This is a genomic window from Cobetia sp. BMC6, assembly GCF_029991385.1.
Lineage (GTDB): Bacteria > Pseudomonadota > Gammaproteobacteria > Pseudomonadales > Halomonadaceae > Cobetia.
On sequence record NZ_JAKUMF010000015.1, the window covers coordinates 1 to 19264 of the forward strand.

General features: G+C 60.5%; 6 protein-coding genes. All 6 read left to right on the forward strand.

Going from position 1 to position 19264, the window contains the following annotated elements; genetic code table 11:
• On the forward strand, nt 1-215 hold a 215-nt coding region (locus MKZ40_RS16450), incomplete at its 5' end, for an integrase core domain-containing protein (protein ID WP_282627969.1).
• A gap of 173 nt (nt 216-388) precedes the next feature.
• Nucleotides 389-3352 carry a DEAD/DEAH box helicase gene (locus tag MKZ40_RS16455; protein ID WP_254627227.1) on the forward strand — a complete coding sequence of 988 codons (2964 nt, stop codon included), beginning with the start codon at nt 389-391 and terminating at the stop codon, nt 3350-3352.
• Nucleotides 3352-8616 (forward strand): hypothetical protein, encoded by a 5265-nt coding sequence (locus MKZ40_RS16460; protein ID WP_217485969.1) that lies wholly within the window; start codon nt 3352-3354, stop codon nt 8614-8616. The genes MKZ40_RS16455 and MKZ40_RS16460 overlap by 1 nt, the downstream gene beginning before the upstream one ends.
• A gap of 1 nt (nt 8617) precedes the next feature.
• The gene (locus tag MKZ40_RS16465) at nt 8618-10516 is read left to right on the forward strand and encodes a DUF262 domain-containing protein (protein WP_175090716.1); all 1899 of its coding nucleotides are present in this window, start codon (nt 8618-8620) and stop codon (nt 10514-10516) included.
• A 38-nt stretch (nt 10517-10554) separates the two neighbouring features.
• Nucleotides 10555-17187 carry a DEAD/DEAH box helicase gene (locus tag MKZ40_RS16470; protein WP_175090715.1) on the forward strand — a complete coding sequence of 2211 codons (6633 nt, stop codon included), beginning with the start codon at nt 10555-10557 and terminating at the stop codon, nt 17185-17187.
• Nucleotides 17187-19256, forward strand: a complete 2070-nt coding sequence (locus MKZ40_RS16475) for a UvrD-helicase domain-containing protein (protein ID WP_175090714.1) — start codon at nt 17187-17189, stop codon at nt 19254-19256. The genes MKZ40_RS16470 and MKZ40_RS16475 overlap by 1 nt, the downstream gene beginning before the upstream one ends.
• Nucleotides 19257-19264 lie beyond the last annotated feature (8 nt).

Consider the following 19264-nt stretch of genomic DNA (forward strand, 5'->3'; position numbering starts at 1 on the left):
ATGCCCCAACAGAGCGCTTCTTCAGAAGCCTGAAAACGGAATGGATACCAGAGATCGGCTATCCCGATGTTGCTGCGGCGAAGCGATCTGTCACTGATTATATGATCGGTTACTACAGCAGCCTCCGGCCGCACAAGCATAACGATGGGATACCGCCGAATTTGGCAGAAAAGAACTACTGGAATGCTCAAAGCTCGGTGGCCAAAAGCACTTGACCACTACACTACAATACGGCTGTAGTCCTAAAGACAACCCTTTAGGATGAGAGACAATCGGTTGAATATAATTCAGCCCATAACACGAAATGTGGTCACGACCTGAAGTGACCATAGCATGGACTCTGCCGAGATTCGGCGGGCCGTTAAGCAGCAGACAAGGAAGAACCAGCATGGGCAGTGTGTTTACTCCAGGCATGCGCGTCGTGTGTCGCGATGCCGAATGGCTCGTTTCGCGGGTAGATGCCGCGGGCAGCTATCAGCACCAGATCGTCTTCTGTACTGGGGTGGATGATCTCAATCGCGGTCACGAGGCCGCCTTTCTCACCCAGCTGGACCAGATCAAGGAGGTCAATCCTCGCGAGACAGCCCTGGTGCGCGATGAATCCAACGGCTACTCGCGCTCCCGGCTGTTCCTGGAAGCCCAGCTGCGCCAGATGCCGCTGACCGACCCGGCCCCCAATTTCGAGGACATGGGCGCCTTCACACCCATGGAGTACCAGAAGGAAGCGGTGCACCGCGCCCTCCACCAGCTGCGCCCGCGACTGCTGCTGGCCGACCAGGTGGGCCTCGGCAAGACCATCGAAGTGGGCATGATCCTCAGCGAGCTGATCCGGCGGGGGCAAGGCAACCGCATCCTGGTGCTGGCCAAGAAGTCGATGCTCTCGCAGTTCCAGGCCGAGCTGTGGAACCGTTTCGCGCTGCCGCTAGTGCGTATGGACTCCGATGCTCTCTCCCGGCTTCAGCTCAAGATTCCGGCCTCCAAGAATCCCTTTGAGGTCTACCAGCGCATCATTATCTCCATCGATACCCTCAAGGATATCGGCCGCTACGCTCACTTTCTGGAGAACACCCGCTGGGATGTGGTGGTGATCGACGAGGCGCACAACGTCTCCGGCGGCAGCAACCCGGAGCGCCATCTCAGCTACCGCCTGGCGCGGCGCCTCTCGCGGCGCACCAACAGCATGCTGTTGACCACTGCCACCCCTCACAACGGCAAGCGCGAGACCTTCGGTCGCCTGATCAGCCTGCTTGACCCTTCCGCGGTGCCAGATCCAAAGCTTCAGGAGTATGAGGCCAAGGATATCGCCCCCTTCTTCCTGATGCGCTTCAAGGAGGATGTGAAGGCTGAGGCCGGCAGCAACTTCTCCGAGCGCCAGGTGGTGCCGCTGGAGCAGACCACCGCCCACGCCAACGAGTCGGAGGAGGGCGTCTACCAGCAGCTGGCGCACATTCGTCAGCGGGTGCTCGACAAGGAGATTGAGAGTCAGGCTATCGTTAGTTGGGGCATGTACAAGGCCTTCCTCTCGAGCCCGGAGGCCTGTTTCTCCACCGCTAGCAAGCGGTTGGCACACATCAAACGTCAGGATCCCGGCTCCCCGGAAGTAGAAGAGCTTGCCCTGCTGATGCGGCAGCTGGAGCAGCTTACCATCAGTGACAGCGCCCGCTTCAAGGCATTGGTACATGAGTTGGAAGCCATGGGCTGGGATGGCACGGCTAACAGCCCGCGGCTGCTGATGTTCACCGAGAGCCGCGTGACCCAGCAGGCTCTGGCGCCGGCTCTGGCCCACTACTTCAAAATCAAGTTCTCCGATAAGGAGCAGGATCAGGCTAAGCAGACCATTGCCGCCATCCACGGTGGCATGTCGGATAGCGCCCTGGCCGCATCGGTGGAGTCCTTCGGTACCGGTACCAGCGATGTGCGCCTGCTGCTGGCCACGGATGTCGCCTCGGAAGGCGTCAACCTGCACCACCAGTGTCATCACATCATCCACTACGATCTGCCCTGGTCGATCATCACTCTGATCCAGCGCAACGGCCGCATCGACCGCTTCGGCCAAAAATACCCGCCGATCATCCGCTACCTGATGGTGGAGTCCCGCGAAGGCCTGCTGGAGGGTGACAGCGAGATCTTCCAACGCCTGGTCGACAAGGTAGAGGAGATCAACCGCTCCACTCGCACCGGTGAGAGCGTGCTCAAGCTCTATGATGCCAAGCGCGAGGAGGAGAGCATCGGTGAGGGCATAGTGCGTGGCGATGGCGAATTGCTTCATAAGCTCGAAGTGGATAGCAGCGGCGAAGCCGGCGGGCTGGAGTCCCTGCTGCAGGAGGCTTCCCATCAGGGCCACGATGATTTCCTCGACATGCTGCTTGGCGAGAGTGATGAAGAGAGGAATATCGATGATGAATACCGGGGCGTTCAGGACAACTCCTGCATCCGCCTGCTGAGTAACGCCCAGTTCCTCGAAGACGGCTACCGAACCCTGCAGGCGGAAAATCGTGACTGGCCGGGCCTGGAAAAGACAGCCCAACAGATGATCTTTACACCGCCCCGCGAGGTAGCCCGTCGCCTGGGGGCCCCTTGGGTGGATAGCGAGATGGTCTATGGTGCCTCGGCGATCCCCGAAGAGGCCTGGCCGGCGGAGAAGCAGCTCTTCTTCACCGAGAGCCCCAAGCGCGCCAACGCCGCCATCCAGGCCGCACTGGCCCAGAAGGGCCAGTGGTCTCGTGAGCTGCTGCTGACCGAGCAGCATCCGGTGATGAAGTGGCTCTCCGAGCGGCTGATGATGCTCCAGGCCCGCGGAGAAGCCCCCTTAATCAGCTCCCCCTGGCTGGAGCCCGGCGAGCTGCTGTTCTGCTTTATCGGACAGGTCAGCTCCCGCGCCGGCACGCCGTTGATCGTCGACCCCCATGCGGTCTCCTTCCGCAAAGGCGGCAAGTTCCGGATTCGCCCGCTCAAGGAGGCCTTGGCCGAGGTCAAGTTCGATCAGCTCACCAACACCGGCAAGCGGGGCGAGCTGCCCGAGCATATGATGAAGAGCTTCTTGGGCTCGGCAGTGAATCAGAGCCTCTACCACCTCAAGCAGATTAGGGACCGACGCCGAGCCGAGATCTGGCCGCGGGTTGAGGAAGAAACCAAACGTCTGGATGACTGGTTCGCCCGCTGGGCCACGCGCATCGACGATCAGCTGGTCGGCTTACCGCCGGAAGGCAAACGTGCCACCCAGCTGCGTAACAAACGCGAAGAGATGGAGAAGTACCTGGAGGACCGCAAGGAGCACTGGATGGGGGCCCACTACCGGGCAACGGATGAGCCTACCACTCGGCTGGTGATGGTCGTGGAAGGAGTGAAGTAATGGCGCTGGATACTGCAATCAAGAACGTCGGCGACTACTACGCCGCTCATTACCTGGCCGACAAGAACGGTTTTGCCAAGGACCTTCGCGACCAGGCCAAGGTCTGGAAGGAGCAGGGTAGCCAGTCCGCGCCGCGACGCCTGGCGACCCTTGGCGACAGCTACTTCAAGGCCAAGGCCGCGGCCCTCGACTTCCCCGAGCCTGAGCTGCGCAGCCGAGCCGGCATCAAGGAGGTGGAGGCCTGGCACCCCGCACTGCTCGATGCCCTGGGCTATCAGCCCGAGCCCTTTGCCATGGAGCTGGCCACCGAGAAGAAGCAGCTGCCGGCCCTGCTGCGGCTGAATCGACATAACCGCCCCTGGCTGGTGATACTGCAGGCGGCGTTCTGCCTGGCCGGCGGCGACAGCGACGAGGAGCCACTTGAGCAGCAGGTGCAGTCGCCCAGCCGTCTCGTCGAGGAACTGCCTACCCTGCAGGAGAGCTGGGAGAAAGCCATCGCCATCCTCTTCAAGCAGGAGGATGCCCCGCGCTGGGTAATGCTGCTGGCCGGTGCCCGCGTCTATCTGTTCGATGCCCAGACCTACGCCCAGGGGCGTTACTTGTGGGTCGATCTGGAAGATGCCTATGGCCGCCGCCAGGCCGAGACCTTTCAGGCGATCTGTGCGCTGTTCTCCGTCGAGGCGCTCTCGCCCCAGGGCGAGAGCGACGAGGTGCTTCACGAGCGCCTGCGTGAGGGCAGCCTGAAGAGCACCCACGGCGTCTCGGAGAAACTGCAGGGTGCGGTGCGCGATGCCATCCAAGACATCGCCAACGGCTGGGTGGAGGCACGGCGCCAGAGCAACCTCGGCTATCGCCAGCTCAGTGAGCGTGAGGCGCCGCTGCCCGACGGCAGCCGCGAGATCACCGCCGAGCAGCTGCGCCACGATGCGCTGATTTACGTCTACCGCCTGCTGTTCTGCTTCTACGCCGAGGCCCGCGGTGGCGAGCTGGGAATCCTACCCATCAACGACGACGTCTACCGCTTGGGCTACAGCCTGGAGGCCTTGCGCGACCTGGTGGATGCCAACGAGCCGGGCACCACCACCGAGCAGGGCACCTACATCGCCGAGCACCTGGAGCGGCTCTTCCAGCTGATCTACGAGGGCTTCGACCCGGCCCGGGAGGGCCTGGCTCAGGAGGAAGTCGAGAGCGATAGCCCCCAGTTCGGTCACCTGCCCAGCCAAGAGAGCCTCTTCGGCAGCCCCGGCGGCCAGCAGCTGGCGCTGGAGGATGCCCAGCCCCGTCACGCCGACAGCCGCCGTGACGGCTACACCCCCGGCAAGCTGTTCAGTATCGAGCCGTTGACCGCCACCTTGTTCGACCCTGCCGCCACGCCGCTGCTCAGCCGCGTCGAGCTGCCCAATCGGGTGCTGCACGGGGTGATCCGCTGCCTGAGTCTCGGCACCTCCCAGCAGAGCCGGCGCATTGGGCGTATCAACTATGCCGAGCTCGGCATCGTGCAGCTCGGCTCCGTCTACGAGGGACTGCTCTCCTACAAAGGGTTCTTCGCTACCGAAGACCTGATCCAAGTGCATCAGCGGGGCAAGAAGGTAAAGCCCATGTTTGACGATGCAGTGGATCCAAAGGTACCCACTTGGTTCGTGCCTCGTTCCCGCGAAGATGAGTTCAAACACGGCGAAGTGGTGCTGGAGCACCGCACCGAACAGACGCGTTACTACAAGGCGGGGAGCTTTATTCTCCACCTCAACGGGGTCGATCGCGTCAATAGCGCTTCCTACTACACCCCGGAGGTGCTCACCCGTACCTTGGTAGAGGAGGCCCTCAAGGAGCGATTCAAGGACTTCACGCCTGAGCAAGCCGACGAGGTGCTCTCGCTCAAGATCTGCGAGCCGGCCATGGGATCGGCGGCCTTCTTGGTCGAGGCCATCGACCAGCTGGCCCACCGCTACTTGAAGCTCAAGCAGCAGCAGCTCGGCGAGAACATTGCCCCCAGCGATTACGAGGACGAAGTTCGCCGGGTGCGCCACTACATCGCCGTGCACAACGTCTACGGGGTCGACCTCAACCCGGTGGCAGTGGAGCTGGGGGCGCTCTCGCTGTGGCTGGCCACCATTCACCGCCTCCAGGAAGCCTCCGGTAGTGAAGATAGCCAGCCGTTCTATCGGCCGGCGGCCACGCCTTGGTTCGGCCTGCGCCTGCGCGCCGGTAACAGCCTGATCGGTGCGCGGCGCAGCGTTTGGAGCAAAGGGCAGCTCAAGGCCGGCAGGCACTATGGCAAAAATGCCGAGGTACCTCGCCAGATCAAGCCCGGCGAGGCACGCGAGCCCGGCGAGATCTACCACTTCCTGATTTGGGACGAGGATATGGCTCCCGCCGCCACCGACAACTTGATGGCGCAGCACTGGCCGAATGAGTGCGAGTACATCAAGCAGTGGCGCAACAAGCAGGTGAAGCAGAAGTTCTCGCCCGAAGAGCTGGTGCGCTTGGAGGCGCTGAGCGAGCGGATCGACGACCTGTGGGCCGAGTATGCCGCCGAGCGTCACCAAGCCCTTGCATACTCCGCTTGTACCGCCAGCGTCTGGCCCGCCCCGCAGAACGACGTGGAGGCGCTGCGCCCCAGCCCCAGCCTGCGCCATCAGGAGCGCTTGAAGGCCACGCTGGAGGCCGAGTCCGGAGCCTTCCAGCGCCTGCGCCAGCTGATGGACAGCTGGTGCAGCTTCTACTTCTGGCCGCTTGAGCAGGCCGAGACGCTGCCCAGTCGCGAGGCCTGGCTGGCTGCGGCCGAGGTGCTGCTGGGGATCGGCACCGATGACCTGGCCACCCGCGCCATGCTGGATATTCAGTTGGGTGAGGATATCGACCTGGAAGCGCTGTTCCAAGTCAGCGAGGCCCAGCTGCCCGATGCCGCTCACCTCAGCAAGCTGGTACCCTGGTTCGGCGTCGGCCGCGCCACCGCCGCCGAGCAGCACTACCACCACTGGGAGCTGATCTTTACCGAGATACTGGGGCCGCGAGTGGAGGATAAGCCCAAACCCAAGGGCTTCGATCTGATGTTCGGTAACCCACCGTGGCTCAAGGTGACCTGGAAGGATGCGCCGCTGCTCAGCGAGTTCGAGCCCTTGCTGGGTGTGCGCGATGCCAAGTCTGCCACCTACAACCGTGAACGGCCCAAGCTGTTGCAGGATGAACAGCGCCGCTTGACTTATCGCGCCGCCTTCGAGCGTGGTGAGGGCAGTAACGTCTTCCTGAACGATGCGACACTCTATCCGGCGCTGGCAGGGGTGCAGACTAACCTCTACAAGAACTTTATCGAGCGCAGCTGGGGGCTTATTGCTGATAAAGCCATAGTCGGCTTTTACCATGAATCAGCGATATTCGACGATGCAAGAGGAGGCGCTTTCCGAGAAGCGTTCTATCCGAGGTTGCGTTTGGCTGTGCAATATCAGAACTGGCTACCTCTCTTTTCTGATGTGGGGGCGGCGAAAGTCTTTTGCATGACCTTGAGCTCAAGCCCCAAGGAGTTTATTAAATTTGAATCTATCAGTAATGTCTTTCATCCTCAGGTAATTGCGCAATGCGAAATAGAAGATAGGGCTGCGAATCCTGTTCCGGCTTTGAAAGACAGCGATGGAAAGTGGGAGATGCGAGGACATCCACTAAGAGCCATCTGGGTGACGGAAAAGGAGCTCGCTCTGTTTTCCAAACTTCTTGATGAAGAGGGCACTTTGCCTGCAAGAGCGCGCTTACCTCAGGTTCATAGTCAATCTGTGCTCAAGGTGTTGGAAAAGTTTGCTGGAGCACCTCGCCGCCTAGATGACACTAAGGGCCAGTACATTGCCACCGTCATGTTTGATGAGACATATGCTCAACGAGACAGAATTATCACTCGGCAGCAGGAACCGAGCTTTCAGCCTTCCAGCAGCGACGAGTGGGTCATCTCCGGCCCACACTTTTATGTAGGCAATCCGTTCTCAAAGACAGCACGGGCATTGTGTAAAGAAAAGAGTGACTATGATGTAGTTGATCTGGAGAGCATTCCCAGCGACTATCTGCCCCGCGCCGTCTACCGCCCCGGAGATGAAAGTGGCGACCTGACCGCCTTCTACAATGCCATCCCCGAGTGGCCCAAGGCGCAGAAGCCGATCAAGATCGATAGTGGTTGGCAGCCAGGCTTCTGGCCCGTCGCCGATGATGAGGTCGCCGCTTACGAGGCCCTGCTGGGGGAGCCGCTCAAGTGCTACGGTATCGATACGTCACGTCCCGGTGCCCGTACCGCGCGCCAGTTCGGCTTCTTTTCACGCTGGGAGGGTGACGTGGAAGGGGCAATTCGCTGGCTTAAGCACAATGGCTTGGAACGAAACGCCCAGGCGTTTACGCGTAGCTTCATTGATGTGCGGCTGGAGCAAGCAGCCCCAAGCGATGAACAGCAAAAATATCTTCCCAAGCCGTTGACAGCCTATTCACGCTTTATGGTGCGTGATATGTGTCAGCCGTCCAACGAGCGGACTCTGATGGGAGCGTTGATGCCGGTTGGAGCAACGGCAATCAATACGGCGCGTGTTCTTACAATGCTTGATAAGCATGCGCTTATTGCTTTTTCTGGTTTTTGTACGTCAGTAGTTGCCGATTTTTATATCAAGCTGAAAGGCCGAGGTCACATCCATAATAGTGACCTTGCCAGTCTCATCATGCCGGTGAAGCCTGAAATATGTAATTCCTTAGTGGCTAGAACCTTGGCGCTTCAGTGCTTATCGACACAATTCGATAATTTCTACGAGGGAATCGAGCTGACGTCTGCCAGCCCCCACATGCTGCACAGTGTCTTCGACGGCACCAACTTTGCCATTGAGCTGCGTCCACGGGTGCGCAATGACATGCAGCGTCGCCTAGCACAGATCGAGATCGATGTACTCTGTGCGCTGGAGTTGGACCTGACCGAGGAAGAGCTGATTCAGATCTATTCCGTCCAATTTCCGGTGATGAAGGCCTATGAAGAGGCGGACGAATACGACAGTCGCGGCCAGCGCCTGCCCAATACATCCCGCAAGGATGCCGGTGGCAAGGAACTTCGCGCTGCCCGCTTAGGGCACGACGGCAATTCCCCGCTGACTGTCAGCTGGGAGATCGACAACGGCAATCAGACCGTCACCCGCACCTTCTACCCGCCCTTTAGCCACGTCGATCGCATTGAAGACTACCGCACCGCCTACCGTGTCTTCGCCGAGCGGTTGGGTATCGAAACCAAACAAGAGGAATTTGCCTGACATGGATGCCAAGGCACGCGATCTGAACCAGATCTTCGACTCGACCATTTCCTTCCAGATCCCGCTGTTCCAGCGGCCATATGTCTGGCAGGAACAGCATAACTGGGGCCCGCTCTGGGAGGATATACAGGGCTTGATGGACCACCGGCTACGCACTCAAAAGTCGCGTACTCACTTCCTGGGGGCGGTGGTGCTGGAGCAGATGAGTAATGTGGCGGGCTCCATCGAGACTCACCAGGTGATCGATGGCCAGCAGCGCTTTACTACCCTGCAGATCTTCATGATCGCCGCCCGTGATATCTGTCACCAGCTCGATAGCGGCAAGTACTATGAACGCTTCGCTGATCTGGTGGGCAACAAGGCCAGTAAGGTCGATTTCGAGCACGAGCGCTACAAGGTATGGCCAACCAACAGCGACCGAGAGGCCTTCAAGCTGGTGCATGGCGTAGGCGGGTTGGAGCCCCTAGAGCAGTGCCTTCAGGAGCAGCCAAAGCTCCATGAACAGAATCAGCAGGTCATCGATGGTTACCGCTATTTCTACCGGCAGCTGGGCCTTTGGCTGCAGGGTGACTTGGATGAAGAGCCTGATGAGCAGGCACCGGACTTGGATGGTCGCCTCGATGCCCTATGGCAGGTGGTGAGTAATGCTTTGCAGGTAGTGGTGATCAACCTGAGCGATGATGATGAGTCACAGGTGATCTTCGAGACGTTGAACGCCCGCGGCACCCAATTACTGCCTGCAGACCTGATCAAGAACTACCTGTTTCGTAGGGCGCAGTCCGAGGGGCAGGATATCGAGTCACTCTACGAGCAGCACTGGAAGGCTTTCGATGCCAAGTTCTGGCGCAAGGAGGTCAAGCAGGGACGTACCAAGCGCCCGCGCATCGACTTGTTCCTCCAGCACTACTTGGCGCTGATGCTTAGGGAGGATGTGCGCAGTGCCCACCTCTTTGAGGCCTTCAAGGAGTATGTCGTCGCCCTGGAGGAGGGAGAGAAAGGCTCTCAGCTGACGGCCCAGCCCTACAGCATCGAATCCCACCTGCAGTCACTATCGCGCTATGCCCGTTCCTTCCGCAAATTCGCGGAACCAGAAGCTGGTTCACGTTTGGCACTCTTCCTTGAACGCCTGCAGGCGGTGGATACGGCCACGGTCTATCCGTTGCTGCTGTTGGCCTGTGACCAACTTCTGCCAGCCGATCAAACAGAGTTCGACCGCGTTCTGGTGGTGCTGGAGTCCTTCCTGGTACGGCGCATGATCTGCTGCATGACGACCAAGAACTACAACCGCCTGTTTATCGATGTGATCAAGTCGCTGGACAAGCGAGGCAAGATCAATGCCCAAGTGTTGCAGGAGGCCCTACAGGCCAATGAGGGCGACAGTGTACGATTCCCAACCGACGAGGAGCTACGTCAGAGCATAGTGAAGACGCCGATCTATAAGCACTTGGCCCAGTACAAGATTCGAGCTGTATTGGAAGCGATCGACCTCGCCCAAGAAGATCGCAAGAGCGAAGTGCTTACGCTGCCAAGGAACCTCACCATCGAGCACATCATGCCGGTCAAGTGGCAGGCAAACTGGTCTATGCCTGAAGACGTGGCTGCCGATCCGGAGAAGCGCCTGGCCTTCAACCAGGAGCGAAACCGCCAGTTACACACGTTGGGCAACTTGACCCTGATCACTGGCAGCCTCAACCCCTCGCTTTCTAACGCTTCCTGGGATCAGAAGCGCCCGGAGCTATGCAAGTACAGCAAGCTGAACCTTAATCGCTACTTCCATCCGCCCAAAGAAGTCGAGCCGGACCCTCTGCTGGAATGGAGCGAGGCAGCCATCGAGTGTAGAGGGCAGGAGCTCTACCAAACGGCGAAATCGGTCTGGCCTTACCAGATCGCTGGCAGCTGAGATTTCACTGTGATCACAGAAACGCATCAGGAGATGACATGCTGCCAGCCACGCTAGCTCAGGAAGTCCGCAAACAGGTGCTGCACTATCTGCAGGCCACTTTCCGCCTGCGCGATCACGCCACCGAGAAAGCCCTGGAGGCTTTCTTCAATGACCCGGAAAACGGCCTATTCAAGGGGCCCTGGGTGCAGGTCCGCCGGCCGTTCCGGCTGGATTCGGGGAATATCTCGGGCCTGTTCGATATCGAGATTCCCTACGTGCCGTTTCGCCACCAGGCGATGAGTTGGCGCCGCCTGACCACACGCGGAGATAACCAGCCGCAGCATACGCTGGTCACCACCGGCACCGGCTCGGGCAAGACGGAGTGTTTCCTCTACCCGGTGCTGGATCACTGCCAGCGGATGCACCAGGCGGGTAAGCGCGACGGCATCAAGGCGATCATTCTCTATCCGATGAACGCCCTGGCGGCGGACCAGGCTGGGCGCTTTGCCGAGGAGATCCTCAAGTCGCCGTTACTCAGCGACATGGTGGCCGGCAAGCCCAAGGCGCGGGTACGCGTGGGTCTCTATACGGGCCGGATGACCTCCTCTTCCAGCAAAGAGGGGGGCGCCGAGCCAGACACCTATGTCGAGGTGACCCGCGAGTCCGCGAAGGATGGAAGCGGCGGTTGGACCTACAAGGCGATCACCAACCGTGAGGCGATGCAGGCAGATCCGCCGGATATCCTGCTGACGAACTACAAGATGCTCGACTACCTGCTGCTGCGACCCAAGGATGTCAGCATCTGGCGCCACAACCAGGCTGAGCCCAGCCTGCTGCGATATCTCGTGCTCGATGAGCTGCATACCTACGATGGTGCCCAGGGTGCCGACGTAGCATGCCTGCTTCGGCGCTTGAAGGAGCGTTTCTCGATTCCGCGTGGCCAGCTCTGCATGGTGGGTACCAGCGCCACCGTGTCGGGCGGCGATGACGAGAGCAACCTTGGGCCAATGCATAAGCTCTGCCACTTCGCCAGCACGCTGTTTGAGGAGAGCATCACCGACGAAGCGGTGATCCAGGAGGATCGCTACCGCGTCGATGAAGTGGTGAGAGTGCCCGAACTGGAGATCGATACGCTGCCGCCGGCGGAGGAGTGCGGACCGCGTCATCGCGAGGATGCTGTTCACTACGCCTACCGCATGGCCGCACTGTTTGGTGGGCCGGCCTACCCGGTCGAGATTGATGATCCGAACTGGCCGGAGTGGACGCCGCATTACTCGACGCTAAAGGCGTCTCTTGCCAAGCTGGACGACCACACTCGCTGGGGGGTGGCGCTGGGCGAATGGATTCGCTGGCATCCGTTGTTCCAGCGGCTGCTGGTTGCTACCCAGGAAGCGCCGGCCCACTGGCTGGAGCTGCTGCGCGAGCTGGCGCGTGAGGACTTCGCCTTCCGGTCGGTGGGCGGCCTGGCCGAGCGGGGCGAGGTGCTAATGGCCTTCCTGGCGCTGGTAGCCCAAGCCCGGGAGCTGCGCAGTGGCAAGGCTTTCCCGCTGGTGCCTACCCAGGTGCAGCTGTGGCTGCGCGAGCTCAGACGTATTGGTGCTCTGGTCCACGAAGATCCGTCCTTTGCATGGCTGGATAACCCATCCCCTGAGGGGCGTCATCAATTGCCAGTGGTTCACTGCACCGAATGTGGGGAACTTGCCTGGGTGGGACTGCGAGACTTGGATGCCGATGCAGCCATCGAGCAGCACGGTATTCGCGGCATGCAGCTCTCCGATGAGGTGCCGTCCATCTACGAGGCCTGGGGCTTCGAGGGATATCCCAAACCTACCCTAGTGATGCTGAGCCCTTGGCGCGAGGGTGATGATCCGACCAACGCCAGTGGTCAGCAGGAGCTGGAGGGGCTGCGCTGGCATCTATCGCCTGGCTCGCTTGTGCTGCGAGAGGGACCTGGCGCCTGCCCGCTGACCGAAGAGCGTACCTTCCCAGTCAAGGTCGTTCACGAGCATGACCACCGGAATAACGGCCAGCGGATCGGCGTGCGGCGCTGCCCACACTGCCAAACCCTGGATAGCCTGATGTTCATCGGTAGTCGTGCGGCTACCATTGCTAGCGTGGCCATCGATGAGGTGTTCGGCTCGGTTCTCAACAGTGATCCCAAACTACTCGCTTTCACCGACAGCGTGCAGGATGCCAGCCATCGAGCAGGGTTCTTCTCGGCACGTACCTACCACTTCACCCTTCGCACCGCCCTCCAGCATCTGATCGATGAGGCCGGTGAAGAGGGGATAGCCCTTCCGGATGTTGGAGAGCGCTTGCTGGCGTTCTGGGCCGAGCCGGCACCCGGGCGGCCGGGGACCATGAAGGAGTCGATGGCAACGCTGATGCCACCGGATCTGCGTGAGTACGAAGACTATCTCGATTATCGCGATAGCAGTGCTCAGACGCCTGCTGCAGGGCTCTTTGAGGAAGTGGCCAAGCGCCTGACCTGGGAGGCGACGAGCGAGTTCAGCCTTATGCTGACCCATGGGCGCACCATGGAGAGTCACGCCAGCGCGACCCTGGGATGGGACCCGAGCCGCATCAATGACACCTTGGGTGCACTGCGTCAGCGTTTCCCGCGAATCAGTCCACGCCTCGAGGAGCTTGGCGATGAGGTGCTGCGGCTTTGGGTACTGGGCATGCTGCACCGTCAGCGTGAACGGGGAGGCCTGCATCACCTCTATCTGAGTAGCTATGCCCGCCAGAACTATTGGGGCAAGTACCCATTCGGAAAGGTGGTCAAGGGGCGTGAGACCTTCCCGCCGCAGGGGCGCTATCAGCCGCGGCTGTGGACGACCCATCCCGATAGGCGGCACGACCATATACTGGTGCCGCCCCGGGACGGCCAGATGCAACCCTGGCAGATTGTGTGGGCCAGGCGAGTGCTGGGGCTGCCCGGAGTGGACGACGCTACCCTGGTCGATCTGCTGGCTGCCTTCCTGGAGGCTGGAGAAAGCGCCGGGCTGCTGCACAAGCTGCACCAGGATGGTGACAAGGCGTGGTATGCGGTCAGCGATGCGGCGGCACGGCTCTATCCGGAAGGTGAGAAGCTGCTCTCCAGCAGCGGGTATTACCTGTATCGACCATCCCAAGAGGCCTTGCTGTGGCAAGATGCGCCGAGCCTCTCATACCAGGATGCTATCGGTAGGTATCGTCCTGCGGAGCTGAACGAGCGCGAGAACTACTATCGCACTCGCTATCGGAAGGGCGCTCTGCGTCGTGTGTTTGCCCATGAGCATACCGGGCTTCTGGATACACCCGAGCGGGAAGGGCTGGAAGCCAACTTCAACGACGGCAGCCATGCCGATGATCCCAATGTGCTTACCGCCACTTCCACTTTGGAAATGGGCATCGACATCGGGGATCTCTCGACCACCATGCTCTGCTCGATTCCTCCCAGCGCGGCGAGCTACCTGCAGCGCATCGGGCGGGCCGGTCGTAAGACGGGCACGGCCCTGATCCTCAGCGTGATCAACCAGCGTCCCCATGATCTCTTTTTCTATGCCCGCCCGGAAGCACTGCTGGCGGGCGAGATCGAGCCTCCGGGATGCTGGCTGGATGCTAGCGCGGTGCTGGTGCGTCAGTATCTGGCGTTCTGCTTCGACCAGGCCGTGCGGGAAGGCGTATTGATCGACCTCCCTGGCACCGGCAAGCAGCTGGTGGATGAGGTGGTCCAGAATCGCGCCGGCCATATCCCCGGGTTGCTGGCGTGGATGCTGGAGCATGAGGAGATGCTCCAGCAACGCTTCATGGCGCGCTTCGCTCAGGATGCCAAAGATGACACCCGCCAGCGGTTTCTGGGTGAATCGCGTGCCGAACGGCTGCGCGAGGCCATCGAACGTGCCGCCAGTGAGTTTCAGCTACAACGTCAGCTGCTGGACAACGCACGTAAGCGCCTGCGTGACCAGAGAAACAAGCTGGAACCCGCTTCCGAGGCCCTTGATCTGGCAGAGATCGAGCGGGAGGAGCGCATCCTCCGTGCTCGCCAGCGCAAGTTGAACGAGATCGGCGCGCTGGAGGTACTGACTGAGCACGGTCTGCTGCCCAACTATGCCTTTCCGGAGCGCGGCGTGCGCTTCTCCGGTGCCATCTACCATCGTCGCCCCAAGGGCGAAGACGGCGAGGTGATCGAGACTCGGCCCCCCATCGAACTGGTGCGTTCAGGGGCTCAGGCCATCCGTGAGCTGGCGCCGGGCAACCACTTTTATACCCACAGCCACCGCTTCGCCATCCAGCAGATTGAACTGGGCTCACGCAACCAGCCGCTATTGGGCGAGTGGGCCATCTGCGGACAGTGCGGCCACATGCGTCTCGCCGCCGAGGTGCATCGCCCGGAAGCGGTACCGGCTTGCCCGCAGTGCGGTCACGATGGACCGGAGAGCCAGACTGAAAAGGGGCAGACGAGGAATTTCCTGCAATTCGCCCGCTCTCAGGCGGTCTCCTATATGGAGTATTACGACAGCCTCTCCGCCGACAAGGGCGAGGAGCGTGAGAATGAGCGCTATCAGCTGGTGACCTCCTTCGATCAGACGGTTGAGCAGGCCAGTGGTGCAGTGGGTAATGACGCCGAGCCGTTTGGCATCGAATACCGCTCGGCCATGGTGATGCGCCAGGTTAACGCCGGTTACCAGGACCAGTATCGCGACCTCGCCTTCGGCCAGGAGAAGGTCTCCTCGGAGGGCTTCCTGATCTGTGCTGATTGCGGCATGGCCGCCGAGCCCGGGCAGGGCCCCAGCGAAGTACGCCATCGGCGCAGCTGCTCCGGGCATCGCGAGAGCCAGCGCCGCCACCGAGAAGGGCGCCAGGATGATGCCTACCGCTGGGAGCATGTCTTCCTCTACCGCGAACTGCGCTCCGAAGCTGTCCGACTGCTGCTTCCCGACGTGGAACCAGAAGATTTGTCCACCTTGGAGGCCGCCATCTATCTGGGCATGCGGCTGCGCTTCCAGGGCGACCCTGGTCACCTGCTGGTCCAACAGCAGATCGTACCCAACCTGCAGCTCGGTGTGACCCAGCACTATCTGGTTCTGATGGATGCGGTGCCCGGAGGTACAGGCTTTCTCAAGGCGCTCTTCCAGGAGGTCGACGACGAGGGCCGTGCCGGCGAAGGAGTGATGGACGTGCTGCGGCGCTCGCTTGCTGCCTTGGAGCACTGTACCTGCCGTGAACTGCACCAGACGGAAGACGATACCGACGGCTGCTATCGCTGCCTGCGCACCTATCACCTGCAGTACCGGGCGGACCAGATCAGCCGCGAGCAGGGCATTCGGCTGCTACGGCGGCTGATCGCTGCGGGGGAAACACGGGAATCCAAGCAGGAGCTGGACGAGATCAAGCCGCGGGCCATGTTCGGCAGCGTGCTGGAGAAGCGTTTCGTCAATCGGCTGCGCGACTGGGTGGTAGAGCGTGGTAAGGAAGATGACTGGCGCGAAGTGCTGATCGGCGGCACTCGGGGCTTCGAGTTCACCCTGGGGGATGGGCGCATCTGGTCACTCCAGCTGCAGCCCCTGCTGGGTAGTGCTCAGGGAGTCTCTGTGGGCTGCCAGCCCGACTTCCTGCTGCGTCCGGATGATGATATCTGCCGACCGATTGCCATCTTTCTAGATGGATTCGAGTTCCATGTGAAGCCACATGAAGCCGAGCCTCGCCTAGCCGATGACTTCCTCAAGCGTAGGGCTATCCTGGATAGCCAGCGTTATTGGGTCTGGTCACTCAGCTGGGATGACCTTGACCAGCTTGAGGGCGAGCGCTTTCGGTTCCTGGCGCCGCGACTGACCGATGAGATCTTGCCCAAGCGCATTAAGGCGGTGAAATTCATCTCCCTCCCAGCGTTACCGCAGGTAAGCGGTAACGCTTTCCAGCAGTTCAAAGCTTTCCTCCTCTCGCCAGAAGCCGCGGCTTGGCAGTGGGTAGGACAAGATGTGCTGGGCCTCACCCTTATGATGTTAGCTGGCAAGGGGCTGGGACAGGATGCCGCGAAGCTGCGAGATACCATACCACTGTGGCGATCCGGCTATGCCGTGCCACCGATAGCCCGTGAGGACAGTGGCGACTGGGTTTGGCTTGCCCGAAATGTAGCGCTGACAGACGACATGTTGGTGTATTCCGTCAGCCAAGATTTGTTAGGCAATGACTTCACGCGGGTGCAAGTTGAGCTGCGACTAGGCGACAGCGAGCAGGAGCGCAGCGCAGTGGAGACTTTCCGGCTGCGATGGCGACGGTTCCATGCCCTGGCCAATCTCTTCCAGTTTGTGGAGAAGATGCTGGTTTTCACCACCTCCGAGATCGAGAGCGGGGTGATTCCGGAGCCTTTGCTGATGCCTGAGGTAAGCCTGGGCAGCCAGTGGCAGGGAGTTGTCGAGGGAACGCTGTCCTCGCTGGAAAAGCTGGTCCATCGCATGGCAGCCGAGCAGTGCGCTTTGCCTGAGGTAGAGCACTACAGTGATGATCTGGGAGGGGAGCCCTTTGCCGAGATGGCATGGCCGGAGGCTTCCCCGCCTGTGGCGCTACTGGTCGGGGATCAGGCTAGCTTCGTCACCAAGTGGCACCAGGCCGGGTGGCGAGTCTTAACAGACAAGGATCTGCAGACCCACGGCGAAGCATGGTGTGTCGAACAGTTGCCGAAACATAAAGCAGGAGATGAGTGATGGCGAAGATGATGCTGCACCGGGACGTGCTGAAGAACTTCGGCAAGTTGCCGGCCAAGGTGCAGAAGAAAGTGGTGGAGCTGACCCAGAAATTCGAGGAGGACAGCACCCAGGCCAGTATCCACCTGGAGCCGCTGAATGCCGTTAAGGACAGTAAGGTGCGCAGTGCTCGTGTAGGTGCCGACTATCGCGCCATCGTGATTGCTCCTGAGAAGGGGGATACCTTCCTGCTTATGCATATCGACCACCACGACGAGGCCTACCAGTGGTGTCGGAACAAGCGCTTCGAGGCCCACCGGGCATTGGGCACCCTTCAGGTATTCGATGTTGAGGAGGCCGAGCGTTCACTGCATTCCTCAGAGTTGGGTGAGATAGAAGAGGCGCCCTCAGAGTCCTTGGCCGTTCCTGAACATGCCCTTCAGGTACTCTCCGATGAAGAGCTCTTCCAAGCCGGCGTGCCCGAGGCTCTGATCCCGGCAGTTCGCGCGGTCCGCAACGACGGTGACTTCGAGCGGCTAGCCGAATATCTGCCGCCTGAGGCGGCGCAGGTGCTCTACGGTGTAGCTTCTGGCATGTCCCTAGATGAGGCCATCAACGAGATGCTTGGGGCCCTGGATGAGATCGAGAAGCCGACTGGGCCGGGCGATTTCAGTCATCTGGCCGATATCACCAACATTGACCTGGTACTGGTCCAGGGGGAAGAACATCTGCGCGAGATCCTGAGTGAGGATATCGAGGAGTGGCGGGTGTTCCTGCACCCCTACCAGCGCAAGCTAGTGGAGTGGCATACCCGTGGGCCAATGAAGATTTTTGGTGCGGCCGGTACCGGCAAGACGGTGGCCCTCATGCATCGTGCTGCCTGGCTGGCTCAGCACTGCAGCGATGATGAGAAGGTGCTGATCACGACCTTCACCACCAACCTCTCTGTCACCATCAAGGGGTTGATGGGGAAGCTGGCGCCCGGTGTGATCGATCGCATCGAGGTGACCAACCTGCATCAGCTCGCCAGGACGATTTGTGCACGTGCCCAGTGGCAGGGAAAGATCGCTGAGAGGGAGGATCTGAAAGTGATCTGGCAAAAGGTTTTGGCCATGCCGGCAGCATCCGAGCTGGATTTCTCTGGTGAGTTCGTTCGCGACGAGTTCGAGCAGATCATCGACCCCATGGGCATCAGCAGCGAGGATGAGTACCTGACTGTAGTGCGGTCTGGCCGTAAACCGCTGCGCCGTAAGCAACGCAAGGCCCTGTGGAAGGTTTTCGTTGAGGTGCGCCGTCAGCTTTCCGGTCGCAATCTGCTGACTTTCGATGGCTTGATCCATCAAGCTCGAGAGGTGCTGGAACGCGGCGAATTCCCACGCTATCGCCATGTACTGGTCGATGAAATCCAGGACTTCAGCCTAGAGGCCCTTCGCTTGGTCGCCAGTATCAGCCCCATCGCAGAGGGGCTGGATAACCCGCTGTGCGTGGTGGGCGATGGTCACCAGCGCATTTATAACTCGATGCCCGTCCCGCTTGGCCGGGCCGGCATCGATATCCGGGGCCGCTCGCGTCGGCTGAAGATCAATTATCGCACCAGCGAGGAGATCCGTGACTGGGCCCATGCAGCCCTTGAAGGAGTCGATGTAGATGACCTGGACGGTGAACAGGCCATGACCCAAGGGGATCGTTCCATCTTCCATGGGCCTGAGCCTCAGCTAGTGACATGCAGCAGTGACGATGAGGTCGCCAGTGCGATTGTTTCGTGGGTTAAGGGCCTCACCGAAAGTGGTCAGCTCAAGACCCACGAGATCTGCCTGACACCGGCCAATTCACGCGTGATCAGTGCGTTGCAGTCGAATGGCTTTGCTACCGTGGAGCTTAAGGCGCGGCAGGCTGACCCCGGCCAAGAGGAAAGCGGCGTGCGCTTCGGTAGCAAGAAGCGCATCAAGGGACTGGAGTTCAAGGCGGTGGCGATTCTCGATGCGGGCAATCGCGATAGCCTGTTGGACAGGTTCGAGAACTATGTGGCGGCTACCCGGGCCCGCCAGCAGCTGCTGGTGGTCAGCCGGGCGACGATCGAACAACAGTAGAGTGAGGA

Excerpts from the sequence above, each read along its gene's own strand:
- MKZ40_RS16470 (WP_175090715.1), top strand. The coding sequence starts at position 10,555 with ATGCTGCCAGCCACGCTAGCTCAGGAAGTCCGCAAACAGGTGCTGCAC.
- MKZ40_RS16465 (WP_175090716.1), top strand. The coding sequence starts at position 8,618 with ATGGATGCCAAGGCACGCGATCTGAACCAGATCTTCGACTCGACCATT.
- MKZ40_RS16455 (WP_254627227.1), top strand. The coding sequence starts at position 389 with ATGGGCAGTGTGTTTACTCCAGGCATGCGCGTCGTGTGTCGCGATGCC.
- MKZ40_RS16475 (WP_175090714.1), top strand. The coding sequence starts at position 17,187 with ATGGCGAAGATGATGCTGCACCGGGACGTGCTGAAGAACTTCGGCAAG.
- MKZ40_RS16460 (WP_217485969.1), top strand. The coding sequence starts at position 3,352 with ATGGCGCTGGATACTGCAATCAAGAACGTCGGCGACTACTACGCCGCT.